The sequence below is a fragment of the Lysinibacillus zambalensis genome (genome assembly GCF_040183165.1).
Taxonomy (GTDB): Bacteria; Bacillota; Bacilli; order Bacillales_A; family Planococcaceae; genus Lysinibacillus; species Lysinibacillus zambalensis.
Genome location: NZ_JBEGDG010000001.1, coordinates 211,807 through 238,438 on the forward strand (window position 1 = coordinate 211,807; position 26,632 = coordinate 238,438).

24 protein-coding genes are annotated in these 26,632 nt (G+C 34.1%); 12 read left to right on the forward strand and 12 right to left on the reverse strand.

Features of this window, described 5'->3' with window-relative positions:
• The first annotated feature begins 411 nt into the window (after positions 1-411).
• The 10 genes from ABNX05_RS01005 (at position 412) to ABNX05_RS01050 (ending at position 11,208) form a co-directional block, all read left to right on the forward strand.
• Positions 412-714: a metal-sensing transcriptional repressor gene (locus ABNX05_RS01005; protein ID WP_349657974.1), complete on the forward strand. Its 303-nt coding sequence runs from the start codon at positions 412-414 to the stop codon at positions 712-714.
• Positions 715-727: 13 nt separating this feature from the next.
• Complete coding sequence (locus ABNX05_RS01010; RefSeq protein ID WP_349657975.1) at positions 728-2,089, forward strand: MATE family efflux transporter; 1,362 nt, start codon at positions 728-730, stop codon at positions 2,087-2,089.
• 1 nt (position 2,090) lies between these two features.
• On the forward strand, positions 2,091-2,645 hold the full coding sequence (locus ABNX05_RS01015) for a TVP38/TMEM64 family protein (RefSeq protein ID WP_349657976.1): 555 nt from the start codon (positions 2,091-2,093) through the stop codon (positions 2,643-2,645).
• A 149-nt stretch (positions 2,646-2,794) separates the two neighbouring features.
• The gene (locus tag ABNX05_RS01020; RefSeq protein ID WP_349657977.1) at positions 2,795-3,784 is read left to right on the forward strand and encodes a rod shape-determining protein; all 990 of its coding nucleotides are present in this window, start codon (positions 2,795-2,797) and stop codon (positions 3,782-3,784) included.
• A 19-nt stretch (positions 3,785-3,803) separates the two neighbouring features.
• Positions 3,804-4,508: a response regulator transcription factor gene (locus ABNX05_RS01025; protein WP_349657978.1), complete on the forward strand. Its 705-nt coding sequence runs from the start codon at positions 3,804-3,806 to the stop codon at positions 4,506-4,508.
• Complete coding sequence (locus ABNX05_RS01030; RefSeq protein ID WP_349657979.1) at positions 4,505-5,923, forward strand: sensor histidine kinase; 1,419 nt, start codon at positions 4,505-4,507, stop codon at positions 5,921-5,923. The genes ABNX05_RS01025 and ABNX05_RS01030 overlap by 4 nt, the downstream gene beginning before the upstream one ends.
• A gap of 190 nt (positions 5,924-6,113) precedes the next feature.
• Positions 6,114-7,964, forward strand: coding sequence for an asparagine synthase (glutamine-hydrolyzing) (gene asnB, locus ABNX05_RS01035; protein WP_349657980.1), 1,851 nt, complete (start codon positions 6,114-6,116; stop codon positions 7,962-7,964).
• A 138-nt stretch (positions 7,965-8,102) separates the two neighbouring features.
• Positions 8,103-9,107, forward strand: coding sequence for a metal ABC transporter solute-binding protein, Zn/Mn family (locus tag ABNX05_RS01040; RefSeq protein ID WP_349657981.1), 1,005 nt, complete (start codon positions 8,103-8,105; stop codon positions 9,105-9,107).
• A 190-nt stretch (positions 9,108-9,297) separates the two neighbouring features.
• Complete coding sequence (locus tag ABNX05_RS01045) at positions 9,298-10,017, forward strand: TraX family protein (protein ID WP_349657982.1); 720 nt, start codon at positions 9,298-9,300, stop codon at positions 10,015-10,017.
• Positions 10,018-10,032: 15 nt separating this feature from the next.
• Positions 10,033-11,208, forward strand: a complete 1,176-nt coding sequence (locus tag ABNX05_RS01050) for a hypothetical protein (RefSeq protein WP_349657983.1) — start codon at positions 10,033-10,035, stop codon at positions 11,206-11,208.
• Between the two features lie 64 nt (positions 11,209-11,272).
• Here ABNX05_RS01050 and ABNX05_RS01055 read toward each other — a convergent pair whose 3' ends face one another.
• A complete protein-coding gene (locus ABNX05_RS01055) occupies positions 11,273-12,268 on the reverse strand; it encodes a DGQHR domain-containing protein (protein WP_349657984.1) in 996 nt (331 codons plus the stop codon).
• A gap of 132 nt (positions 12,269-12,400) precedes the next feature.
• Here ABNX05_RS01055 and ABNX05_RS01060 point away from each other — a divergent pair, with 132 nt between their 5' ends.
• Together ABNX05_RS01060 and ABNX05_RS01065 are read left to right on the forward strand one after the other, a co-directional pair.
• Positions 12,401-12,760, forward strand: coding sequence for a helix-turn-helix domain-containing protein (locus tag ABNX05_RS01060; protein WP_349657985.1), 360 nt, complete (start codon positions 12,401-12,403; stop codon positions 12,758-12,760).
• 308 nt (positions 12,761-13,068) lie between these two features.
• Positions 13,069-13,527, forward strand: coding sequence for a hypothetical protein (locus tag ABNX05_RS01065; RefSeq protein ID WP_349657986.1), 459 nt, complete (start codon positions 13,069-13,071; stop codon positions 13,525-13,527).
• A 190-nt stretch (positions 13,528-13,717) separates the two neighbouring features.
• Here the strand turns inward: ABNX05_RS01065 and ABNX05_RS01070 are convergent, their stop codons facing one another.
• The 11 genes from ABNX05_RS01070 to allC all read right to left on the reverse strand — a co-directional run bounded on the left by ABNX05_RS01070 (position 13,718) and on the right by allC (position 26,537).
• Positions 13,718-15,031, reverse strand: coding sequence for a hemolysin family protein (locus ABNX05_RS01070; RefSeq protein WP_349657987.1), 1,314 nt, complete (start codon positions 15,029-15,031; stop codon positions 13,718-13,720).
• A gap of 35 nt (positions 15,032-15,066) precedes the next feature.
• On the reverse strand, positions 15,067-15,486 hold the full coding sequence (locus ABNX05_RS01075; protein WP_349657988.1) for a MerR family transcriptional regulator: 420 nt from the start codon (positions 15,484-15,486) through the stop codon (positions 15,067-15,069).
• Positions 15,487-16,475: 989 nt separating this feature from the next.
• Positions 16,476-16,946 (reverse strand): DinB family protein, encoded by a 471-nt coding sequence (locus tag ABNX05_RS01080; protein ID WP_349657989.1) that lies wholly within the window; start codon positions 16,944-16,946, stop codon positions 16,476-16,478.
• A gap of 317 nt (positions 16,947-17,263) precedes the next feature.
• Positions 17,264-18,190 (reverse strand): alpha/beta hydrolase fold domain-containing protein, encoded by a 927-nt coding sequence (locus tag ABNX05_RS01085; RefSeq protein ID WP_349657990.1) that lies wholly within the window; start codon positions 18,188-18,190, stop codon positions 17,264-17,266.
• Positions 18,191-18,559: 369 nt separating this feature from the next.
• The gene (gene arcC / locus ABNX05_RS01090; protein ID WP_349657991.1) at positions 18,560-19,492 is read right to left on the reverse strand and encodes a carbamate kinase; all 933 of its coding nucleotides are present in this window, start codon (positions 19,490-19,492) and stop codon (positions 18,560-18,562) included.
• 5 nt (positions 19,493-19,497) lie between these two features.
• Positions 19,498-20,268 carry an oxamate carbamoyltransferase subunit AllH family protein gene (locus tag ABNX05_RS01095; protein WP_349657992.1) on the reverse strand — a complete coding sequence of 257 codons (771 nt, stop codon included), beginning with the start codon at positions 20,266-20,268 and terminating at the stop codon, positions 19,498-19,500.
• A complete protein-coding gene (locus ABNX05_RS01100; protein ID WP_349657993.1) occupies positions 20,265-21,530 on the reverse strand; it encodes a YlbE family protein in 1,266 nt (421 codons plus the stop codon). Before ABNX05_RS01100 ends, ABNX05_RS01095 begins: the two co-directional genes overlap by 4 nt.
• Positions 21,530-23,287, reverse strand: coding sequence for an acyl-CoA synthetase FdrA (locus ABNX05_RS01105; protein ID WP_349657994.1), 1,758 nt, complete (start codon positions 23,285-23,287; stop codon positions 21,530-21,532). Before ABNX05_RS01105 ends, ABNX05_RS01100 begins: the two co-directional genes overlap by 1 nt.
• Positions 23,288-23,304: 17 nt before the next feature.
• Positions 23,305-24,354, reverse strand: a complete 1,050-nt coding sequence (gene allD / locus ABNX05_RS01110) for an ureidoglycolate dehydrogenase (protein ID WP_349657995.1) — start codon at positions 24,352-24,354, stop codon at positions 23,305-23,307.
• 124 nt (positions 24,355-24,478) lie between these two features.
• A complete protein-coding gene (allE, locus tag ABNX05_RS01115; protein WP_349657996.1) occupies positions 24,479-25,282 on the reverse strand; it encodes a (S)-ureidoglycine aminohydrolase in 804 nt (267 codons plus the stop codon).
• A gap of 25 nt (positions 25,283-25,307) precedes the next feature.
• A complete protein-coding gene (gene allC / locus ABNX05_RS01120; protein WP_349657997.1) occupies positions 25,308-26,537 on the reverse strand; it encodes an allantoate deiminase in 1,230 nt (409 codons plus the stop codon).
• Positions 26,538-26,632 lie beyond the last annotated feature (95 nt).

Consider the following 26,632-nt stretch of genomic DNA (forward strand, 5'->3'; position numbering starts at 1 on the left):
TACACCCTTACAAGCCCTTAAACAGCAACTCAAACGTGGATTGTTATTAATAACCTTACCAGAGTATAAAAGGGATAAATTTCTGTTTTGTTAAGTTTTAAGTGTGTTGATTGGAAATCGATTAATTATATACCGTCGAATGTTGTTAAAAATAAATAACTAAAACAAAAAAGAACATGCTTTTAAAGGCGTGCTCTTTTTTTATGAAAAAATTTGTTGGTTTCTTGATATATACTCCAAAATTATGCTTTAAGAATAAAACCTTTCCTTTTACTAAGTCAGAATATTGTTTTAGTAATCCTTTTCAAATCCTGAGACGATTTAGGAATAACACAAAAGTAAAAATAATTATATTATGTTATAGACACATCCCCCCAGGGGGGATATTATTAGGAAAAGGAGTGATGAAAATTGTGTAAATCAGATTCGCATTCACATAACCATAAGCACGATCATACTCAAAGAAAAAAAGTGATAAATCGTTTAGCACGAATAGAAGGTCACGTACGTGCTATAAAAGAAATGGCAAAAGAAGATCGTGATTGTGCTGATATTTTGTTACAGCTAGCTGCAGTCCGAAAAGCGATTGATAGTACCGCAAAAGTAGTATTTGCTGATCACATGGAGAATTGCTTAGTAGATGCAGTACATGATGGAAATGAAGAGGCTGTTTTGAATGATTTGAAGAAAGCTTTAGATAATTTTATACGGTAGGAGATGAGTTGTGATGGTAACTAAAGATATCACTGGCAATCTCACGTTGAAACAAAAAATTATGATTGTACTGGCTTTAGCCATTCCTGCAATGATTGAAAATATCTTACAAACTGTTGTTGGCTTTGTGGATACATTATTTGTAGCAAAGTTGGGTGTAATAGAGGTAACAGCAGTAGGAATTGCTAACGCAGTTTTGGCCGTTTATATTGCATTATTTATGGCGCTTAGTGTTGGAACATCATCCCTAATTGCACGACGTATTGGCGCAGAGGATATTGAAGGGGCAAAAACCATTGCTAGGAATGCAACTTGGATCTCTTTACTAATAGGACTTATCCTAGGAGTTGTAACGTTTTTTTTCAATGAACCTTTACTTCAAATTATGGGAGCTTCTGATGAAGTAATTGGAGTTGCTGTACCTTATTTTAAAATAGTTGGTATACCGGCATTCTTAATATCATTTATGTTCACATTTGGTAGTATTTTGCGTGCGACAGGTGATACAAAAACACCTATGACCGTAAGTATTTGGATTAATGTGCTACATATTGTCTTAGACTACTTATTAATATTCGGAATTGGGAAATTTGCGGGTCTTGGGGTAGAAGGTGCTGCTTGGGCTACAGTAATAGTAAGATTAATTGGCGCTATCCGTTTGTTTCAACATATCCAAAGATCTGAAGTAGCATTTAACTTACTAAAAGCTGTGATACCCGATAGCAATAAATGGACTAGGGAATTATTAAAAGTCTCTTTACCTACAGCAGCTGAACGTCTAATTATGAGAATGGGCCAGGTACTTTATTTTGGTTTAATTGTACGAATTGGTACTGAAACCTACGCTGCTCATACAATGGCAGGGAATATTGAAGCGTTTGCTTATATGCCAGGATATGGGTTAGCTGTTGCAGCAACAACGCTCGTTGGGCAATGTTACGGAGCCGAAAAATTTAAAGAGGCGCGTTCATATGGGTACATCACATCCATTATTGGAATAATCTTTATGGCCATTATTGGAGCTATAATATTTGTATTAGCACCTTGGTTAGCATCATGGTTTACAACTGATCCAACAATTCTTGATATGGTCGTTACTGCGTTACGTATTTCTGCCGTTTCGCAACCCGCATTGGCAATTGGTTTAGTTCTAGCTGGTGCGCTTCAAGGATTAGGTGATACAAAGAGTCCAATGTATAGTACTGCAATCGGCATGTGGATTATACGAATTATCGGGGTGTATATATTAGGAATTCATTTAAACTTAGGAATTGCTGGAGTTTGGTATGCTATTATAATTGATTACTTTGCTCGTGCCTTTTTCTTAGCTTGGAAATTCAATAGACATTTTCGAGTGATAAAAAATGAGGAATAGTATGAAAGTATTATTAGATTGGCTTCAAGTGCCATCATTGTGGTCAGCTATTACGAGCTTTTTCATAATGTCCGCACTTGCTTTTATTCCTGCTGTACCTATACCATTACTAGCAAGTATTATTGCCTCTAGTTATCCTTTTATAATTGCCCTTATTATTAGTCTAGGGGGTACTTTATTCGGATCTATATGTATGTATTATGTTGCTCGTTATGTATTACAAAAGTATGCATTGAGAAAAATAACCCAATGGAAGTCTATACATGGTTTTTTTGATTTACTTGAAAGGAATGGCTTTTTGGCCATTTTAATTGGGCGACTAATCCCAATTATGCCTTCAGCTGCTATTAATACTATAGCTGGTGTTTCTAAGATTAAATTCTTCTCATTCTTTTTTGCAACACTTATAGGTAAGTTTCCTACTATGCTAGCATTTACTTTGGCTGGAGCTCAATTCGAGGAACAGAAATTAATTACGACATTATTTGTATTACTTTATTTATTTGTACTTATAATGATTGCTTTTAAATTGAAACATAAATGGTCAAAAAATTAGAAAGGGATATCATGTGATATCTCTTTTCTAACATTTAAAAGCAAAAAGATTTCTTTCCAGTTATAACTTTAATATTAAAACTACATACTTTCTCCATATTTGATTACTAATATTATAAATATAAATGTAGTAAAAAGGAGTTTAGTAGAATGTTTAAATATCGTGGTACGGCAGTAGGGATAGATCTTGGTACAGCTAACCTTCTAATGTATATTAAGGGAAAAGGGATTACTGTACGTGAGCCTTCAATTATTACAATAGATGTAAACAAAAAAGAAATTGTAGCAACGGGTCAAAAAGCAAAAGATATGATAGGTCGTACACATAGTGGGTTGCAAACAATCCGTCCAATTCGAGATGGAGTAATTGCTGATTATGAGTCAACAACTTTGATGATTCAACACTATTTAAAACAGGCAGTATCTAAAGGTATTTTTGCAACAAAACCCACTTTAGTTATTTCTGTACCATCAAATATTACAAGTGTGGAAAAACGTGCAGTTATTGATGCTGCTATACAAGGTGGTGCAAGGGATGCACATATAGTAGAAGAGTCTTTTGCTGCTGCTATTGGCGCAAGCCTTCCAGTATGGGAGCCAACAGGTTCTATGATTGTTGATATCGGAGGGGGAACTACTGAGGTAGCAGTTATATCTCTTGGTGGGATTGTGATTAGTACTTCCTGCAAAGTTGCAGGTGATGAGATGGATCGTCTAATAATCCAACATATACGAAAAGAATATCAGCTTTTAATCGGAGAACCAACAGCTGAAAAAATTAAGATAAACTTATTTAATGAAGAACTCTCGAATAGAAAAAGCATTCGAGGGAGAGACTTAGTAACCGGTCTACCACGTACTATAGAAATTACAGATGAAGAAATTTGGAATGTTTTAATAGAACCTATTGAGATAATTAATCAAACAATTAGGCACACGCTAGAAAATACGCCACCTGAATTGGCAGCTGATATAATGGAAAGAGGATTAATATTAACAGGAGGAGTCGCTCAATTGAGAGGCTTAGATACTGTTATTAGTAACGCAACCAATCTACCAGTGATTGTTTCAGACGACCCTTTGGATTGTGTAGTCAAGGGGACAGCAAAAGTGTTGGAAAATGTAAAAATATTAAAATGAAGAAAGTGGGGAAATGTTTTTGAAAAAAGTTTTAATTGTCGAAGATGAGCCCTACATGCTGGATTTATTAAACATTCATTTGAAAAACTATTATGAATTAACGTTAGTAAAAGATGGTGCAACGGCTCTACAGACATTAAAACAAAAAGACTTTGATTTAATTGTGTTAGATGTCATGTTACCTTATTTTGATGGATGGTCAATTTGTAAAGAAGTGCGGAAAGCTTCCAAGGTACCCATTTTAATGCTCACGGCACGTACAGAAATAGAAGATCGTGTTAAAGGATTAGAATTGGGGGCAGATGATTATCTGATAAAGCCATTCGATTTTGAAGAGTTAAAGGCTCGGATAAAAGCTTTAATTCGGCGTTTAGAATACACGGAGAGTAGTCCGGAAGAAAATGAAGTGCTTATGTTTAATAACGGATTTTTAGTGATTGATAAAGCAAATAGACAAGTACGATTTAATGGAGAAGCTATGGAATTGACTGCTAAAGAGTTTTGTTTATTGAAATTTTTAGCAGAGTCACCTACACGTGTCTTTACCAGAGAAGAGTTACTCGAATTAATATGGGATACCTACGAAAATAGGGATTTGAGGGCAGTTGATTCTCATGTTAAAAATATTCGTACAAAATTTAAAAAAGTAAAAGAGGGTACAAAAATTATTCAAACTGTCTGGGGCTTGGGATATCAAATTATTATTCCAGAGAATGTACTATGAAGTGGAATAGTATAGTTTTTAAACTAGGTGTTGTAATAATGGTACTTTTTCTTTCTATTTTAGTTCCATTTGCTTTTTTTATTGATAGAATTTTTTTAAATGTTTATTCACTTTATTTAAATGAAAATATTAAAGACATGGCAAATAGATTGTCTACTGTTGCAAGTACTTCTATGAAAGAGGATCCTTATTTTTACGAAAATATTACTGCTTTAACTAATCACGATGTGATTTTTTTTAATGAAAATGGAGTGATAATTTCTAAGAATGTTCTGGAGTTCAAAACAGGTGAGAAGATTCCGAAAAAATGGCTGCAGAAATTACAAGATGGTAAACAAGTTGAAGGGGAACGTTTTGAAGAATATACTTACGAAAAGTTTTATTATGTAGGACAACCTATTATGGATAATAATAATTTCCAAGGTGGTGTTCTAATCTTTTCCTCTATAGATGAATTCCACCACAAAATGCATGCTGTTCGGGATTGGATTATTCGTGCAATTATAACAGCCATTGTGTTAGCACTTGGTTATACAATTTTTCTAGTATGGAGATTATCACGCCCATTGCTAAAAATGGAACAGGCCACAAGGGAGATAGCGAAAGGGAACCTGGACACAAGAGTACAAATCCAATCAAATGATGAAGTTGGATCGCTGGCTAAAGCAATAAATGATTTAAGTGTCGAACTTAATAATTATCGTGTTAATCGAAGTGAACTTTTAGCAAATATATCTCACGAATTGCGAACTCCTATTTCATATTTAAAAGGATATGCACAGGTCATAAAGAATGGTCAATATGAAAATGAAGATGAATTAAAAATTTATTCGAATATCATTGAAAGTGAATCAGAACGCTTGGCTAAATTAATACAGGAGTTATTTGAACTATCTAAAATGGAAGAAGGGATGATAAAACTATATGTTCAATCTGTTGATATTGAAGATTTAGTTGAATCCGTTGTTCAGAAAGTTCAATTAAAAGGTCAAGAAAAAGGTTTAATATTGTCTATGGAGATAGAACAAAATTTGCCAATTATGCAGACAGACGGTTTACGATTAGAGCAAATACTATTAAATTTACTTGAAAATGCTGTGAATTATACAGATAAAGGGGAAGTAAACATTCAAGTAAATAAGGTCAAGAAGGGTATTCAATTTGCTGTTATAGATACAGGTCTTGGGATTCCTCCAGAAGATCTTCCATTTGTTTTTGACCGTTTTCATCGCGTAGAAAAGTCACGCGCCCGTCAAATGGGGGGAACCGGGTTAGGTCTTGCAATTGTAGCAGAGCTTGTTAAACATCTACAAGGTGAAATTATTGTCAATAGTAAGCTAGGCGAAGGCTCAGAATTCAGGATTATTTTTCCATTAACTATCCGAAATGAATCTGAAATATTAGATCAACTATAAACATTTCATAATGGGACACTTGAGATAAATAGTGTCCCATTACGCTTTTAAACGTCTATATAATTAATTGTTTATATCTACTGTGGTAACTCAATAATATAAAGGTTTATTAAAATTCATTTACTTTGTTTTTATGCTTAAGTAGTTTTTTTATCCAAAAAAACAAGTAAACAGATAGGAGTAATTTTATATGTGTGGTTTTATTGGCTATACTCATGGTAAACAAGAGTTGAATCATCATAAAATAATTAAGGATATGATGGATACAATTATCCATCGCGGACCAGACAATGGAGGCAAATATAGTGATAGCTTTGTAACACTTGGATTTCGAAGATTAAGTATTATTGATTTAAGTAGCACTGCGAATCAACCAATTATAAGTGAAGATGGTAACATTGTTTTAGTCTTTAATGGTGAAATTTATAATTATATGGATCTAAGACAGGAGCTTCTCCGAAAGGGTTATAACTTTCAAACTCTTTCAGACAGTGAAGTGTTGATATATGGGTATTTAGAATATGGATTTGATATAGTAAAAAAACTCCGTGGAATGTTTGCTTTTTGTATATGGGATAAAAATACAGGGGTATTATTTCTAGCTCGTGATGGTTTTGGAATTAAACCACTGTATTACACAAGGAATACAACGGATGGTTCTATTTTGTTTGGTTCTGAAATTAAATCTTTCTTACCACATCCCTCGTTCGTTAAAGAGTTTAATAAGGATGCTCTAAGACCTTATTTAACATTCCAATATTCAGTATTGGATGAAACCTTCTTTAAAGGAGTTTATAAATTACCACCAGCACATTATATGGTAATTGAAGGCGATCATATTTCACTACATGAGTATTGGGATAAAAAATTCCACTCAAAAGATGAATCGTTAGAGAAATACGTTAAGGATACACGTAATGTATTAAAAGATTCTGTAAAAGCGCATCAGATTAGTGATGTAGAAGTAGGATCATTTTTATCTGGGGGAATTGATTCTAGTTACATCGCTTCTCTTTTATTACCTTCAAAAACTTTTTCAATTGGTTTTAATGAACAAGAAGATATGTTTAACGAAACACATTTGGCTTCTGAACTTGCTAGTAACCTTGGTTTAAATAATACTAGTAAATTCATTTCAGCTGAAGATGCCTTTACCTCTTTATCAGACATTCAATGGCATATGGATGAACCACACGGAGACCCTTCAATCGTACCACTTTATCATTTGGCTAAGTTAGCAAGTCAAGAAGTCAAAGTTGTATTATCAGGAGAAGGTGCTGATGAAATATTTGGAGGTTATCTGTGGTACAAAGAATCAAAAAAAATGAAACTTTATGGAAAGTTACCATACAAATTACGTAAAAAAATTAAATCTAATGTCGAAAAGTTACCCCAATCGAAAATTACACAATTTTTCGTTAAAGGTGGACAAAGTGTTGAAGAACGTTTTATTGGGCAAGCACATGTTTGGAAGGAAAAAGATGTGTTGAAGGTGTTAAATGAAGCTTATCTTACAGGTCCATCAGTAGAAACTATTACAAGGCCTATTTATCAAAAAGTTAAAAGTGAAGATGATTTAACAAAAATGCAATACCTAGATTTAGAATTATGGTTACCAGGTGATATTTTATTAAAAGCTGACAAAATGAGTATGGCACATTCTCTCGAAGTGAGGGTTCCATTCCTTGATAAAAATGTAATGGAAATGGCTAAAAATATTCCATCAGACTATCGTGTGAACGATTTTGATACGAAATACGTCTTACGTCAAGCTGCTTTTCAAACACTGCCTTCAGAGTGTGCAAACAGAGAAAAATTAGGCTTCCCAGTTCCTATTCGTCATTGGCTTCGTGAAGAAAAATATTATCGAATGGTAAAAGAAATGTTTCAATCAGAATTTGTATCGGAATTTTTTAATACCAGAGAATTAATGAGGTATCTAGATGAGCATTATAAACAAGCAGCTAACCATGCTCGCTATCTTTGGACTGTTTATGTATTTTTAATTTGGTATAAACGATTTTTTATTGAAACAGAATAGAGGATCTGTTATCAGAGAATAATTTTCTAACTAGTTTTGAGAAATTATTTTCATTAAATGATTGAAATATATACAAAGTTTCTGTAAAATTAAAAACGCTTAATAGTAACGATTACGATTTGAGGTGTGTGATTAGGAATGAAAAAATATTTAGTCTTTATTTTAGCTTTATGCTTTGCTTTGCTAGTGGCCTGTAGTGAAAATAATAACGAAAATGAAAGTTCATCCCAGCAAAAGGATGAAAACAAAAAGATACAGATCTATACAACGGTTTATCCATTAAGCTATTTTACAGAGCGCATAGGTGGCGAATTTGTTGAGGTATCCTCTGTATATCCTCCAGGAGCAAATGAACATTCTTTTGAGCCAACACAGCAGGACATGATAAAATTTGCAAATGCAGATTTATTATTTTATATAGGCTTGGGATTAGAGGGGTTCATTGAAAGTGCAGAAAAAACGTTAGCAAATGAGAATGTTAAATTTGTTGCAACAACAGAAAATGTTCCGGAAGAAAAATATAAATTGAGCAAAGGAGCACAAGTAGACGAGCATTTAGACGAGGAAGATGAGAACCATACAGAGAGGGCTGAAGTAGATGAGGTCGAACATAGTGATGTAGATGCACATGTCTGGTTATCTACATCAATTTCACAAGATCTTGCTTTATCAATAAAAGATGCACTTGTCCAAGAAATGCCGGAGCAAGCTGATGTATTTAATGAAAATTACCAAAAACTCATGGTAGATTTAAAAGATATAGATGGACAGTTTAAAGAAATGGTGGCACAAGCAAAAAATCGTACGTTCTTTGTGTCACATGCGGCTTTTGGTTATATTGCAGGAACATACGATTTGCAACAAGTACCTATAGCTGGACTCAACTCACAAAATGAGCCTTCTCAAAAGGAGTTAGCACAAATTATTGACTTAGCTAATAAATTAAATATCAAATATATTATATTTGAACAAAACGTTTCATCAAAATTAGCGAAAGTCATTCAATCAGAAATAGGCGCTGAGGCTTTAACTCTTCATAACTTAAGTGTATTAACAGAAGAGGATATTAAAAATGGTGAAACTTATTTGACGATAATGGAACAAAACGTAGAGACTTTACGCCAAGCGTTAGATAATAAATAAGTAATTAAATATAGCTTTCAATAGTGGCATTAACTAAAACTCGTTACAAATTGTAACGAGTTTTTTTTGTACAAACTTTCTCCACAATTGTTTCTTATGATGAAAAAGAGAGGGAGAAAGTGGAGGTGAAATTGTATAAATCCCTATTAGTATACGTAATCTGAAACCATATATAGTTAGGAGAAAATGAATGGTAACACTAACAAGAAATTTTTATGAAAAAGATTTAACTTCTAATACGTTAAAATACATTGCCATAATTGCGATGTTTTTTGACCATTTATTTGCAGTATTTCTTCTTCACGATAGTGTGGAGGGAGCACTTTCAAGAATTCCAGGAAGAATCGTAGCACCGATTATGTGTTATTTAATTGCTGAAGGTTACTTTTTTACATCTGATGTAAAAAAGTATGCTAAAAGGTTATTGATTTTTGCAGCTATTTCTCATTTTCCTTATGTTATTTATTTCGGTTTACCATGGTGGAAAGCAACAAGTGTTTTTTGGAGTTTAGCTTTGGGATTAATAGCATTAGCTATTTATAAAAATGATAAGTTACCTCTTTTAGTACGAGTATTCCTAATTGTTCTTTGTTGTGTTTTTGCTATACCTGCAGACTGGAACTTTGTTGTGGTACTTTGGATTCTCTTCTTCGGAATATTTAAAGGGCAGTTTAATAAACAAATCATTAGTTTTATTGTGATAGGTATTGTATTCCATTTAATTCCCACGATCATTAACTCTGGCTGGTCACATGCATATCAGTTTGGTATCTTTTTAGCGCTACCTTTTCTTGTTTTATATAAAGGACGACGTGGAAAGAAATCGAATTTTTTGAAGTGGGGTTTTTATGTTTTCTATCCAGTACATTTAATTTTATTATTTATAATTTACCAAATTGTTTTTAAGTGAGGACGTAATTTTTTCATGAATAAGAAAAAACATAAATTATTTAGTGTATTAATTATAATAGTTTGTTTATTTACAGCAGGTTGTAGTAATAAGCCATCTAACAAGGATATCGATGAAAATGAAGAAGAGAAGAATTCAGATGAGGAAGTTATTAATTCGCCTGAAAGTGAAAAACCTGAGCCTGAGATACAACCGGTTCAATACGAAGGTGAGTTTGAATTACCTGTTAAAGGCGCAACTGGTTTCGCTTCTATTCCATTAGAAGTAAAAAATGCTGCCGATTTTAATGCACTCTCAGTTGGAGTTCTTGTAGCAGGTGATAGTTTTGTTATTAAGGAAGAAATAGGTGAGTGGTGGCACATAAAAAGTGATATGATTGACGGTTGGGTTATCCATCAATATTGTTTTATTAATCTGCCTGATGTTATACCGTCAATTATTTATAATAATACGAATACGTACTCATCCAAATTCATTTCTTCTGGTAAAGAAATCCCAGGTATTACAGGTAAGTCATTGTATTCTGGAAAATCATTTAACGAACGGCTATCTGAAGAACAGTTTGTAATTCCAGTCTTATATACTATGTCAAAAAAAATTTATTTAGCTCAACAACAAGCTCTAACTGAAAACAATTCTTTAGTAATCTATGAAGGATTTCGACCAAATAGTGTTCAAAAAATGATTGTCAGTGCGGTAACAACTTTAGCAAATACAGATTCTGAGGTCATGAAAGGCATCAACACTCCTCCCTGGGGTACTAATTGGTTTATTGCAACGACAATTTCCAATCATCAAATGGGCTATGCAATTGATGTCAGTTTAGCTAAGGTTAATGAAATTCAAGAACGAGTTATTGGACCTTATTCAACTAAAAAAGTAACTCTATATACTGAGTATCTCATGCCTACACCAATTCATGAACTTAGCATGGCATCTGCAACGTATACAGCTCCTGTTAGTTCTACATCAAAAACAGATTGGCAAAATGCTGTTTTAACCGATACAATGAACGATTCATCTATTGCGCTCCAAAGATATTGTACTATAGCTGGTTTAACACCTTTAGCTTCTGAATGGTGGCATTTTAATGATATTGATGCAATGAATGAAATTGCTAGTAATAGTAGCAATGGAGAGTATTTATTATCAGATATATATAGTGAAACTCCTCCTTCCGAAAGTGAATAATATAATCCTATAATATGCTTTAAAACTAAAAATAGCCTCCAACTGGAGGCTATTTTTAGTTAAGTTAACTATTAAGGCAATTTAAAATATCGTCTGCTAGCATTTTAGATCCAGCGGCTCCTTTAAGGTACTTTAAATTCCCAGTAGTTAACCAATCAATTTCTTTTAAATTAGTAAGAAGTTTAGCGATTTTAACCGAATCTGGTTGTTGAGATTTTATCAAATAATTTTCATTTATAATTTTATTTCCTACAATCGCTAATGCGTTTAAACAAGTTATATGTGTCATTCTATATAACTGATTATCTTCCCACTGATCTGGAAACAATTCTTTTATTAAATTGAAGTAAAATAATGCTAAATTTAACTTTCTTTCTTTTGACAGGTTTGCTAAAGAAGATTTTTTGGTCAATAATTTTATGATGTTGTATAGATTTTGTAATGTTACATTTTTTTCTTTCGTTCTTCTTCCAATTAATGTACCTTTACTGAAAAAAGGGCTCTCTGGCTTAAGAATTAAATTGGTAGCTACCCAGCTGTTATCATCATTATCCCTATTTAAGTAGCGACTTAATGATGTACCAATACCCTTAGCTTTTGAATTTATTACATCAAATAATTTAATCTCTTCATCCTCATCTAAATAATGAAAAGCTAAAAATGGAACATTTAGTGTACTATCTGTTTCATTTATATAATCGCTTATTCCCCCTAATCGGTGCTGTCCATCCATTAAAGTTGCTTTTTTTTTGCAAATTAATCTCCCGAAATTTCTTCTATGGCTATCATATGCATGAAATTCCCAATTACCAAATGCATTTAACAAGATAGGGGTGTATAGGGCATCCTCACCTTGGGATAAATAATTTGAGAAATCTTTGCATCTTTTTTTATCTATAGGGCGTTGATAGCCTTTACCAGAAGAGTCATTATATAATTTGGAATATGAGAAATTGACTGCAATTTGTGATGAAACAAAGCCTTGATAAGTAACACGTCCACGCATCTTAGATTGTAATACATTTTCTATTGCTATATTTGAAGGTAAGTTATTACTCATAATAAAAACTCCTTAAGAAAATTTAACACTCAAACATTATAGTACTTATAAGTTCATATTTCAATCAAATTTATACTATATGTATCTGTAAGATAGTACAAACCTCACATAGTCTAAATGTGAGGTGATTTTATGGATAGTTTAGTCAAATTAGTTGGTAGCAACATAAAAGAAATACGTAAATCGAAAAAACTCACTCAGGAAGAATTGGCTGAAAAATGCGGACTGCAAACTTCGTATTTAGCTGGGGTTGAAAGAGGAGATAGAAATATTACTATACAGACCTTAGAAAAGATTACTGAAGGCTTGGAAGAAGCACCAAGTAGTATCTTTAAATTTGATACTCTAAATTTTGATAATAAATATTTTGAAAAAAAAGAATTGAATATGATCCTACAGAATCTAATAGAAGACAGAAGTGAAACAGAAGTTCGCTTGATATTAAATATTGCAACTGAAATTTTCAATTCATATGGACCGCAAAAACAATAAAAAATTACCATAATTATCACTTATATATACCACTCGTTGAGTGGTTTTTTTATTTTATTCCAAAACTATTGAAATAATAGAGGAGGGGACTGACATTGTTAAATATAAAGGATTAGATGAAAAAATATGCAGAGAGACTTTAAACAGTGTCGATTGATAAATTAAAAAATGTCCAAAATTTTCAAGGGTATTTTCTTGTTATAAAAAGAGGATCTTTATTCCACATTCATTATTTAAAAAATGATGTAGGAAATCGTTTAATAAAAGCATAAATTGTTTAAAATTATATAAAAAGGGAAGTTTCTATAATGTTTTTTAATATAATATGGGCATTTATAATTCCTTGGACAATTGGAATATTACATCTTAACAAAAGAGATAAACTAGTAATACCTTTAATTGGTTCATTTTGTAGTGTTCTGTCTTTTGTAATTAATGAAATTGGGTTTCATTTTGATTTTTTTGAAGTTATGCCCTTGATTGATGAAAAAAATACATCAGCATTGCCATTTATCATTGGATTATATCCAATTTTAGGTAGTTATTTAATTTTTTTTATAAGAAAATTTCAACATCCTTTCTTAATAATCTTCCTTATGACTTTATTAACCACTTTTCTTGAATTGACATTCGTTTACTTTGGAATTGTAAAATACTACAATGGTTGGAATGGATATTATACATTTGTATCGTATTTATTACCATACATTCTTGCATATCGATATTATTTGTTTTTAGATAAAACGCTGAATCTATATAAAAAATAAAGTGGGGGAGATAAATTAAAAAATTTGCATATATCGTGAAGGTTTCTCCACATAAGTAATTAAATTTAAACCCGACTCAAGTATTCACAAGAGTCGGGTTTAAATTTATTCTTCTTATGAACGCATACCTGTGTAAATTAGAGCTAAACGTACTAACTCTAATATTGCAACAGCAACTTGTTCATAAGAACTATGTGGACATAAGTTTTTTCTTCACTTCAATGAATCGAAGTTGATGGCCTTCTTTTTCATAAATTGAAAAAATAAAGCCTGCAAATTCAAACTCTAAGTCTTCTTTTAAATCAATATTATTTGTAAAGTACCATCCACCAATAGTATCAACATCTTCATTTTCAATGACGATGTTTAACAAATTAGCTACATCGTCAATTAATACCTTGGCATGGATAATATAATGATTTTCTTTAACTTTTCGTATATCAGGTATTTCATCGTCATCAAATTCATCTCGAATTTCACCGACAATTTCCTCTAAAATATCTTCTACTGTCACAAGACCTGAAGTTCCACCATATTCATCTAATAAAATTGCAATATGAACACGTTCTTTTTGCATTTTAATTAATAAATCATTAATTGGTGTTGTTTCAATAATTTTGATAACAGGATTAGTAAATGCTTCTAAATTAAATGTTTCTGAAGAAATTCGATTATTAATACCTTGTGTTAAAAAGTCTTTAATATTGATAAAACCAATAATATTATCTCGATCCTCTTCGTAAACAGGGTATCGCGTATAACGTTCTTCTGAAATTGTTGCTAATACTTGTTCAAAAGTGTCGTCTTTTTCAAAACCAATAATTTCTGTTCGAGGAACCATAATTTCACGAGCAATACGGTCATCAAATTCAAACACATTGTTCACATACTTTAACTCTGTTTGATTAATTTCACCACTTTTATAACTCTCCGCTAGTAAAATACGCAGTTCTTCTTCTGTGTGTGATAATTCATGCTCGCTAGCTGGCTTCATACCGAATAAACCTACTAATACACGGGCAGATCCATTTAAGAACCAAATAAATGGATATAAAATTTTATAAAAAATTTGTATCGGTTTAGAGAATGCGAGTGTCACAGCTTCTGCTTTTTGAATAGCAATTGTTTTAGGAGCTAACTCACCAACAACCACGTGGAAAAATGTAGCCAAAGCAAAAGCTATACCAACAGTAAAGTAATGAACATAATTAGGTGCGACACCAATTGCTTCAAAAAGTGGGTGGAGAATGAATTCAAAAGTAGATTCTCCAACCATACCAATGCCTAAAGCTGTCACAGTAATTCCAAGCTGACAGGCAGATAAGTATTCATCTAAATGATTTATGACATTTTTAGCAGCAATTGAACCTGCTTTTCCTTCTGCTACTAGTTGATCAATTCGAGATTGTCGTACTTTAACAATTGCAAACTCAGTTGCCACGAAAAAAGCTGTTAAAGCAATTAAAATAGTAAAGATAGATAAGTTAATTATGGTACTGGTCAATAAGTTGTCTTACTTAAGAAGTAAGACTTCACCTCCTAAGTTATGAGTAATAAGAGTGATTGCATGAGTGCAACACTTTCCGTTGATATCTTTTGCTTAATCAAGATTTTTTCTTTTGTATCAGAATGATCTAGATGATTAACTAGATGCGATAAATCTTGTTCGAGTAACTGGATACGCAAACGTAAATCTTGGATGTCTACTTCATCACAATAGTCTATATCCATCTTTTTTTTGATTTCTTCTAATGACATGTTTTGAGATTTTTTCTTTTCAATTTCTTTTATACGGTCAATCATATCAACAGAATAGTAACGATAATTCGAAGATGAACGTTCTGCTTTTAGTAGACCAAGATTCGTATAATAATCAATTGTTCGCTTTGTAATCCCTGTTATTTCAGCTAATTCACCAATTTTTAGTCTATCGATCCCAATTAAACTCCTCCAAACCATAACGTTATGGTTTTACTATAACGAGTTGTATTTTAATTGTCAATTTACCACTTATTAAACGTGTAAATATTTAAAGAAAAGAATAAAACACATTCCAGGTCTTTAATGCTTTTAATTATACTTATTATTGGTTTTACCTTAAAAGTGCAAGTACATTAAATTTTAAAAGTTTGTGAACTTACCAAAGTTATGTTCCTTAGGGATCTTTTTGATGCAGTATTGACGCGTCCTTGATTGATTTAAAACTTTATAATTATAGAGGCACTTATTAGTTGAAGTAGGGAATAACAAACATTTTAAAGGAATTTATTATTAAAAGGTGGTTTAAAAATGGCACTATACGAAAAAATACAAATTGTAAAGAGTTTAGATGATTTAATCAAATTCTTAAAACACTTGAAAATGGATTTACAAACTTATAAGGAAAAATAGAACATTTGAAGATTTTTTTGAAGATATGGAGGCTTATGTTTCTTAAATATATGAGTGTCTGGAAGTTCTTGTCCATGTTCATGTACAGTTTGTCCGGACATTCTTGTCCTTTTTATTTTTTGAAAATGCGGATTGTCTGGACATTCTTGTCCTTTTTATTTTTTTGAAAATGCGGGTTGTCTGGACATTCTTGTCCTTTTTATTTTTTTGAAAATGCGGGTTGTCTGGACATTCTTGTCCAAAAAGTAGGGAATTATATTATGTCTGGACATTCTTGTCCAAAACGTCTGTAGATTCTTGTCCATATACAACAATACAGATGTCCATGTACAGTAGTAGACAAATCCAGGCCCTCCTCCACGCAAATTAATTTTAGTTTACATAATATAAATTATAGGAAGTTACGTATCAATGAAAAGTATACTAATAATAGTGAGACGAAACAGCTAAAAAAAGTTAATTTAATTAGTATTGTTGTTTTTTAAGTATAAAATATGGGAACATCCAAATCGGACGTTCCCATTCTTAGTATGAAATCTCGTTTACCTGCCTAAGCTCTAAGCTCCTTGCATTTTACTTAGAAAGACTATTTGCCCAATATGGTATGCGTCATGTAATGCTAAACTCTTCATTTCAAGCACTAATGATCTTTCTCCAGGAATTTGTCGATACAAATCTTCTTGTTCTGCTTTTACTAGTATTTTTTCAAGTTCACGATGAACTTCATAATATTCTTGTTTTGTTTCATTCCACTTTTGAAGCGTCATCGTTGGTAATCGAAATGTAGTTTCGTTATTATCTGCCTGAGGTTCATTCGCTGTATCACCAAAAAATCGCGTCAAAAGTCTTTTTTTATAGAAAAGTAAATGACAAACTATTTCCCAAATGGAATTCATTGCTCCTTCAGTTGGTTTCCAAATTACCTGTTCAAAAGTAATTTCCTCCAGTACTTTTTCAAGTGCTGGAAACCAGTCTTCTTCATCTAAGCAGCTTGCCCATTGTTGTAACAATAGTGTCTTTGCATCCATTGTTTGTTCCCTCCAATTTAATCCCTTTAATACATAATCCACTTTGTCAAAATCATATACGGCAAAATATTTGAACTACTTATGCCAACCAAACGTCCATATATCGCCAATAATTAACTTTTCTTATAATGTGCTCGTACTTCTATGCCCTTTTATGCGCGAAATGATCATAGTCTGCGATTTCAGCTGCAGTTAACCTTCAATTGGAGAATAAAGGTTAAGACATTTATAAATTGTGACTTCTAATAAACCATATTCGCTAGTTTAAATATAAATATGCACAAAGAACATATGTTCTACACTTAAAAAAACAGCACTTAATTATTAATTATAGAAATAATTTTCTGTTGAGCATCTAGAGCTTCAGGGATTGGCATAACAACAAACACATGATTCATTTTCGGATAAACAAAAGTATTGAGTTCAATTCCCTGTTCAGTTAGTTCTTCATCAAGTCTTATTGCATCTGGATATAAACATTCGTACGTTCCAATAAAATGAGTTATCTTTCCAAGTCCTTTAAAGTCACCGAATATTGGACTAATCAATGGATCTTTTAAATCTTTATCAGCTGCCCATAACTTAGTAATGACTACCATTCCTTCACTTGCTAACATCGGATCGATTTCTTCATATTCAGCTATAAGAGGATTTTCAAAAGTCAAATCAACACTTGCTGATAATAAAATAATGTCTTTCGGTTGAGGCAAATTGTTCAATTTTATAACATGGGCCAGGCCTAGTGCTATATTACCGCCCGCCGAATCCCCCATGATCGTTAATTGATTTGAATTTTCAGCAGTTGCAAGCATTTCTTTATATAGGTTTAGAATTTTCGGGTAAGTATCCTTATAGTTAAAATGAGGCACTTTAGGATAAATCGGTACAATTATTTTCGCATTCAAAGATTGCGCCATTTTATCCAAGAACAACCAATGGAAACTTAAAGGTTGCTCCGTCCAAGCACCACCGTGTAGATATAAAATAGCTTTTCGCTTCAAAGACTTTTCGTCATTTAATGTGAAAACTTGCATTCCCTCGAATACATGCTCCTTAACTTCGCTTAAAAATGTAACATCCTCTCCAATAACATATGGTTTAGTGTTTTCAGTTCCTCTTTCCTTAACAAACTGTTCAGTATTTGCAATACTAGAAAAACTCTCTTTATTACTTTCAGCAATTATCCATTTTTCGAATTGAATACTTTCTTCAGAACGTTCTCCGTTATAAATAGTTACACTCATCTTTTAGTTTTCTCCCCTTTAAATAATCATTTTTATCGTCCATTTTGTTTCAAAACACAGAATAATGATATGTAATAGCCGTAAATCTTAGAAGTTTTCAAACTGTTTTACATCTTCATTATACTTTATTATCCTTTTTTTCCTATATATAAAAAAGCCCAAAACTATTTCTCCACTTTTAAGACAAATAGTTTTGGACTCTCAAATTAAAACAATCGATTCATATACTTTCCTCTAGTTCGTTTAAAGGCTATTAGAATCCCTTCTAAGAGCAATTCAATAATTTCGAAGTAAGTAAACGACAAGAAGTTTGCAACGTCTAGAAAACGCTATATTTCGCTCTAGGACGTTGCAAACAACTAATTTAGCTTATTTTGTTATACGTGTACCTGCTTTTCCGTCTAATGCAGCTATCGCTTGATCTAATGAACAAATAATTGCCTCTTTACCTAATTTCGCAAATTCTATAGCTGCTTGCATTTTTGGTAACATACTTCCTGCAGGGAATTGTCCTTCTGCAACATACTGTTCAGCTTCTGCTACTGTAATGTGGCTTAATTTTTGCTCATTTTCTTTCCCAAAATTAATATAGACATTTGGTACATCTGTTAGCATCATGAAAACATCCGCAGCCACTTGTTGTGCCAGCTTTAATCCTGAACGATCTTTGTCAATGACTGCTTCAATACCATGTAATTGACCATTGTCTTCACGATATACAGGTATACCGCCGCCACCAGATGAAATAACGATTGTATCATCAATTAAACGTTTAATTTCGTCTATACCATGAATGACTTGTGGTTCTGGTGAAGGGACTACTCGTCTGTAACCCCGTCCTGCATCTTCCGCCATCGTAAAGCCTTGCGCTTCTAGACGTTTCGCTTCTTCCTCCGAGAAAAATACACCAATCGGTTTAGTCGGATTTTTAAACGCTTGATCTTCCTTGGCCACTTCAACCATTGTGAGCAATGTCACCACGTTTGTAGCAATGCCTCGTTCTTTCATATGGTTTTTTAAAGCTGTTTCCATCATATAACCAATGAACCCTTGTGATTCTGCGTTACAAACATGGATTGGTAGTGGTTCAACAACATTTTTAGCAGCTTCGTTCTGAGCAATAATATTTCCTACTTGCGGACCATTGCCGTGTGTAATGACAATTTTATGCCCCGCTTCTCGAATTTCCACCATATGGCCTGTTGCCGACACTACGTTTTTAAATTGATTATCATAAGTTGCTTCTTGTTTTGGCTGTAAAATGGCATTACCGCCCAAAGCAATAACTACACTTTTCCCCATTTCTTTCACTCCTTAGTTAATGACATATAAATGCCATATAACGTATCCATCCCGGATGATGATCCTACATCTATCAGCCGTTTCATGCTTTCTAAAGATGGATCATGTTGCAATGCTGTAATCTTCGAACTAAATAGACCATCTAAAGCACATGTTATAAAACGCTTGCTAACAATGGTCGTTAACGGTTCCTTCATTAAAGCTTTTAACGTTTCGAGATGTTTATGTTCGATAAAATAATTGATAAAATGCCCGTACAAAATGCCGACCAGTATATCGTCACCAGTTGGTGTTAGGCCTTGTCCACGTCCAATGAAGTAACGAAATGTCTCTTCAAGATTTTCAGTTGGATCGTGTAATCGATTGATCAAGGACAACACACGTGCACGTTCAAAATCTGTTGATTCATAGCAATTAAATGAAATGTCTTGAAAATTTTCTTTTAATTGAGTAATATTTGCATGTTCAAAATCCATATTTAAAGGGAGTGTTTTTGAATTAAACAACATGTCAAAACCGTTATGAGACAGACGATTATGACGAACTGTTAACGTATCTCCCACTTGAATATAGGCCTTCATCGTTTCTTTCGTTTGTGGATCAAGCAATATACCAAACGGAAATGTCCCATTTTCATCGGTACCAGCAAATATCAATTCACCATTTTGATCAACGATATTCAACCCTTTTTCAAAAATACTATGCACGGAAAAGGTATTACCTTCATTTAACAATTGAAGTGCGGTTAAACCAACCGCACTTGCTTGTAAAATCATCCTTTAAAACCTAGCTTTTCAGCATAAGCTGTAATAGCTTTCTCGAAACATTCGATTGGTGGATGGACTGTACCGGCACCAATTTGTCCGTAACCCGCAATTTTGTGGGCAATACCTGTGTTGATGACTGGAGTGATTCCTGTTTCAACAACTTTCCTAGCATCGATACCTAAACATGCGCCTTTGAAGTCCCAAGTTGGGATGACAAAGTTCGGGTTTTCACTAATACAAATTTCAGTCATTTGATTACTAGTTTCAAGCGCATCATTAAATCCGCCCGTACCTACAAAGCGTGTAACTGCAGGAGCTGCAATCATTGCCATACCGCCAACGCCAATTGTTTCAGTAATCGCTGAATCACCCATATCTGTGTTTGCATCTTCTGCTGAGTAACCAGTGAAATATAATCCTTGTGGCGTATTAACAGGAGCCGTAAACCATTCGTCTCCCATACCCGCAATGCGAATACCAAAATTTTCACCGTTTCGACACATCGCAGTAACAACTGTACCGTGTTCGATCGTACGTGCTGCATCCATCATCGCTTTACCAGCCGCCATGGCAATGTTTAAGAAAAATTGGTCTGTGTCAGCTAAGAACTGGATTACTTCTGTACATTGTTCTTTTTCAACATCTTCTAATGACGTAATGATTGGCGCTATTTCTTTTAAAAACGCAAGTGAAGCAGCAATATTACGTTGGTGGAATTCATCACCCATGGCAATCGCTTTCGCAAACAATACGTTAACGTTCAAGCCTTCATCCAATGTTCTTAATGCTTTACTTAACACTGGACCTAATACGTCTTTCATCCAATGTAAACGGTTGATTACTTGCTCATTATAAGCACCAAAGCGTAATACGGCTCCAATGCCTTCGTTCATTTGACAGTACGCCTCGTGACCACTCTCTTTGTTAACAACGACAAGGACTGGCATATTAGGTGATGTGATACCACCCATTGGCCCAACCGCATTCACATGGTGACATGGAATGAATGTAATCTGATCGTTTTCAAGTAAATCACGTGCACCCTCCTCGTCTTTTGCCCATCCTTCAAAAAGGATTGCGCCAACGCAGGAACCTTGCATAGGATCTGTCATGTTTTCATATTTCATTGGAGGTCCAGCATGTAATAATACATACTCTTTTAATTCTGGAATAACAGACTTAGCAGGTACAACATCCGTTAAGAACGGTGCTGCTACTATGATCTTTTGAATAACGGCTTCGTTCGCTTCATTTATTGTTCTGAAACCCATTAGATTGTACCTCCTTCATAATAGTTTAAGAATTGAAGTACTTTCATTAACTTCTCATCGCCACCAGCAATAGGACGCCAGTTAAATTGAACACACTCCGAGCCACTGTTTTGAACAGCTTCTGTAAAGCTTTTTAGCCCAATATTGATCACGCTTGGTTTCATATTGATTAAGGACATAATTTTCTCATCCACTACTAAGCTTTCTTTTGTATAGTCAAATTTTTGTACATCAGTAATAGGTTGTTCCACTTTACCGCCTACAAGTTGGATAGCAGTGCGAACCATTTGGTCGTTTGTCTTACAAATAATTGCGCCACTCTCTTTTAAGATCTCAATTTGTTTATCGTAACCTTGGATGTCCTGTGCTGTACCTACAACTGTTGCAAGCACTGCAAGTTGACGACCATCTTGACGTGCGCTGTCTAAAATACGTTTGATTGCTGGTGCTAGTTCACTGGCCATATCTTCATGACCACCGTTACCGATTACGTTATCAATCATAATGACCGCTGTTTCAGGATCGTTAACGGATTTTTCAAGCATTTCGATACGTTTTTCAGGATCAATCATCGGGTGTGGTTTGCCTTTTGTATAAACATCATCACCTAAATCGATAATTTCATGATTTTTTGTTTTTAAAACAAAGTTATCGTTCTGTTCTTCCGTTATTGTATCTTTGAAAGCATCTCTCACTAGCATCGCTGCTTCAGATGCTAACGTACCGCCTGAATAATAACCTTTTATACCAACTTGTGATTCTTGTAATAAAACATTTACACGTTCAGCTGTTGTTGGTTCAAAATTCGGTTTATCCCCATTTGATAATTGGACAGCTACAACTGCTGCTTCTTCAAGTGTATAAGCATGATAGATGTTCTCTTCTTGATAGGAAGGTTTGTCACCTAAAAATAGCGTAACAATTGGTTTATCAATATTTCTTAATAAGTTTAATACTTTGCGTTGTACTTCCTCCGCAGGTGGTTTGGAGATCACTGTAATTACTTTTACTTTCGGATCTTGATTTAACGCTTTGATGCTATCTAACATAGTGATGGCACCAACTTCCGTCGATAAATCACGTCCACCTGTACCAAGAGCGTTTGTAACACCTTTACCATAACGGTCAATAATTGTTGTGACTTCTTGGATTCCTGTACCAGATGCCCCAACAATACCGATATCACCTTCGTTGACGTTATTTGTAAAGGCAAGAGGTACGCCGTGAATAAGTGCAGTACCACAGTCTGGACCCATCACTAATAACCCTTTTTCATGCGCTTTTTGTTTCAATTTCACTTCGTCTTCTTTCGAAACATTGTCACTGAACATAAATACATGTAAGCCTTCGTTCAATGCGTTTTCCGCTTCCATTGCTGCATATTGACCAGGAATTGAAATTAACGCTAAGTTCGGATTGTTCGCGAGCTCCATTGCACGTTTCCAGTTATGTGCTTCTTGATCTTTAGACGTATTTTGTGAATCTGATTCACCTTTTAAAGCAATCTCAACTTCTTCTTTCACTTCGTCTACTTTTTCTTCTTGATCTGTATCTACAACGATGACAATATCATTTGGCTTTGCGTTTTCTAATTCATCCGTACCTAAGCCAGAAGATTTAAAAATGTCTTTGTTCGCTGGTGTTCCCATCATGATTGATACTTTGTTTACACCATCAATTGCAGATAATTTATTTGATAAAAGCATTAACACGATAGAGTCTTTATAAGTGTTTTCTTTTATAATTGTGTATAACATGATGATCCTCCAATTTATTATTCTGCAAATCTATTTTTTCCATGATAACGATCGTAATGAACGTCGTCTGACACAAGATAGTTGTAAATGTCGTCTACGATTTCTATACCTTCTTTATCATATTCTTTACTTCTTAATATACCGCGTTCACCTGGATAATAAATTTCTCCATATCCCTCTGCTGCTGGCTGCGCTTTTAATTCATTAAGCATCGTTGTAATTTGTTGTTTAAAAGTATCTAAATTTGTGAAATAGGCAGGGTTAATCACGATATGAATTTGACCTAAATCGCGCCCTTTAGTTAAGTCTTGATACATAGAAGACACATGTATACCATGTGGGACTCCTAGAAGACTACCTGATAAAATATCTACCATCATCATCAAGCCGTATCCTTTTGGACCTGCAATTGGCAGGAGTGCATGAACATCTCTTGCATTCGTTGTTGGCGCACCAGTAGCATCAACAGCCCATGTATCTGGAATCGATGCATTTTTACTTCTTGCATCTAAGATTTTGCCCCATGCTTGGACAGTAGTCGCCATATCAAATGTAATGATACGGTCATCAGCAGACGGTGCACTATATGCAATTGGATTTGTCCCAAAATAAGGTTCTGTTCCGCCAAACGGTACAACCATTGGATCTGATTGACACATACTTAGAGCAACCATATCTTGTTCCGCTGCCATTTCAACAAAGTAACCTAATGCACCACTATGTGAGATATTTTTCATACCAACTACGGCAACACCTGATTTTTTAGCCATTTCAATCGCTTTTTCCATCGCTTGTTTTGCTATTTGGTGACCTGGACCATTATCCCCACCAAAGACAGCAGAGCAAGGTCCTGTTTGTTCAAATGTATAGTTTGGATTTGTTGTAATACCACCTTTTGCAATTCGTTCAGAATAGTATTCAACACGTACGGCACCATGGGAGTGAATACCTCTATGATCGGCGTATGTTAATACGTCTGCAACATCATGTGCCGCTCCTTCATTTAATCCCGCTTTTATAAACTTTTGTTTCATTAAATTAAATAGTTCTTCCTTCGATACACGCATATTGTCAGCCCCTTCTCTTACATCACTAAAATATTTTGTCAGATTCTACATAAGTGAATTTCTTTTGTAACGGAGATACCTAATGAATCTTTCAATAGCTTCAAAGATTCATTAGGCCTCCTCTTTATAGGTCAATGTCTCGGTTAGCATCTTTAGAATAAATGTATGAGAATGGTTCATCTAAACCAATTGCATAAGTTGCCTGAGGTACATAAGCGCCCATAAAGATATAGTCCCCTTTATCAACTGGCATCCATTCGTTGTCTAAGTTGTACATGCCTCGCCCACTTAAAACGTACGCGCCGTGTTCTTGGACATGGGTTTCAATGTAACCATGTGAAGCACCTGGTTTGAATGAAAGAATATGAATATTCATGTCATATCCAATTTCTTTTGGTAATAAGTCTTGGATTAATACTTCTTTCATACCTTCATAAGCTTCTTGTTTAATGTCGTTCACATTACCTGTCACTACATCAGGTGTATGCCCTTTAAGTGGATGGCCTTTAAGTGGTTGATAACGTTTTTTATATAAAAATAAGCGGCTATCCTCACCGTTATTATTATTTTCAAAAGTTAACTGTAAGTGTGGCGGTACATATAAGTATCCACCTGCCGTTAATTCGTATTTTTCACCAGCTGCATAAGCGTTGATTGTGCCATAAATAACGTATACAAACGATTGAATACCTTCACCAGCGAAACCAGTTTTATTTCCACCTTCGTTTTTAACCGTTACTAAGTAATCTACGAATCTTGCGCCTAAACGTGGAGATCCTAAGATTGTTACGTCACAATCTTGAAAGCCAGGTACAACATTATTCACTAAGCCGTCTGGTGTGATTAATGCGTAATTATCTTTTTTAATGACAGAACGTGTTTCTAATAAACCTTCTCTGTATCCTTGATTTAGATTTAAGTAACCCATAAATAAGTCCGCTCCTGTTCAATGTTTATTCTTTATACGCCAGTTCATAAAGTACTTCTGCTAATACTTCGATACCTTTAACAAGGTCTTCTATCTTCGTCTCTTCTGTAATATTGTGACTAATTCCACCAATAGAAGGTACAAACAACATCGCCGTTGGAACATATTGCGCGAAGATTTGTGAGTCATGTCCTGCACCAGATGGCATCACTTTATAACGATCACCTACATTATTCTTTGCTGCTAGTTCAATGATTTGAACAATATCTTTGTCCATCAATGTTGGTGCCTCATCCATCCATAAATTAATGTCGTAAGTCATGCTATTTGCTTCGGCGACTAATTTAATTTTGTCTTCGATTTCTGCTGCAAAATCATTTAGTATTTGCTGATCAATATGACGACAATCTATTGAGAACGTAATTTCACCTGGAACTACATTTACTGTGTTTGGTACAAGTGTGACATGACCGAACGTTAACACCAGTGGTTCCCCAATTTCTCTAGCACGTTTTGTTAAGTCTGAGACAATTTCACTATAGGCAACAACTGTATCGCGACGTAATGACATTGGCGTAGTACCAGCGTGGTTTGCTTCACCTTTTAAGTTAATCGTGAAGCGTTTTTGACCGACGATGCCATTAACAACACCGATTGTTTTGTTTTCTGTCTCTAACACTTTACCTTGTTCAATATGAATTTCAACAAATGCTTTGATGTCCTTACGAACGTCAGTAGTTTTTCGATAATCAAAGCCTGATTGACGCATCGCATCTTCGAACTTAATACCCTCAGCATCTTCAATTGTGTCAACATCCGATTTTTCAGCTAGGTTAAAGAAGTTTTTGCTACCCCAAAATGTATAAGGGAAACGACTACCTTCTTCTTCTGCAAGTGATAATACTTCTAGAGATCGTAGTGGTTGACCATATTTTTCTTTTAAATATTTCACAGCAACAAGTGCAGATAAGATACCGTATTGCCCATCCAGATGCCCACCTTCAACAACTGTGTCGATATGTGAACCTGTCATAATTGTTTCTTTTGGATATTTACTTCCAACAAGACGTCCAGATAAGTTCCCTATGTCGTCAAAACTTGCTTCTAATCCTTCTTCTTTGAATGTTTTTTCCAGCTCACGAACTGCCTCATTCCATTCTTGAGAATATAAAAGGCGTGTAATTCCACCTTGTTCTAAGCCACCAAAACCTGTGAATTTCTTATCTAAAGCTTCAAAAGTTAATTGAATATCCATTACTCTTTCACTCCTTCCTTCTACACTTTTATTATAGGTCCTTCCTCATAACCATTCATTGACACAACGAACAATAATGGAGGGTCGTTTTATGC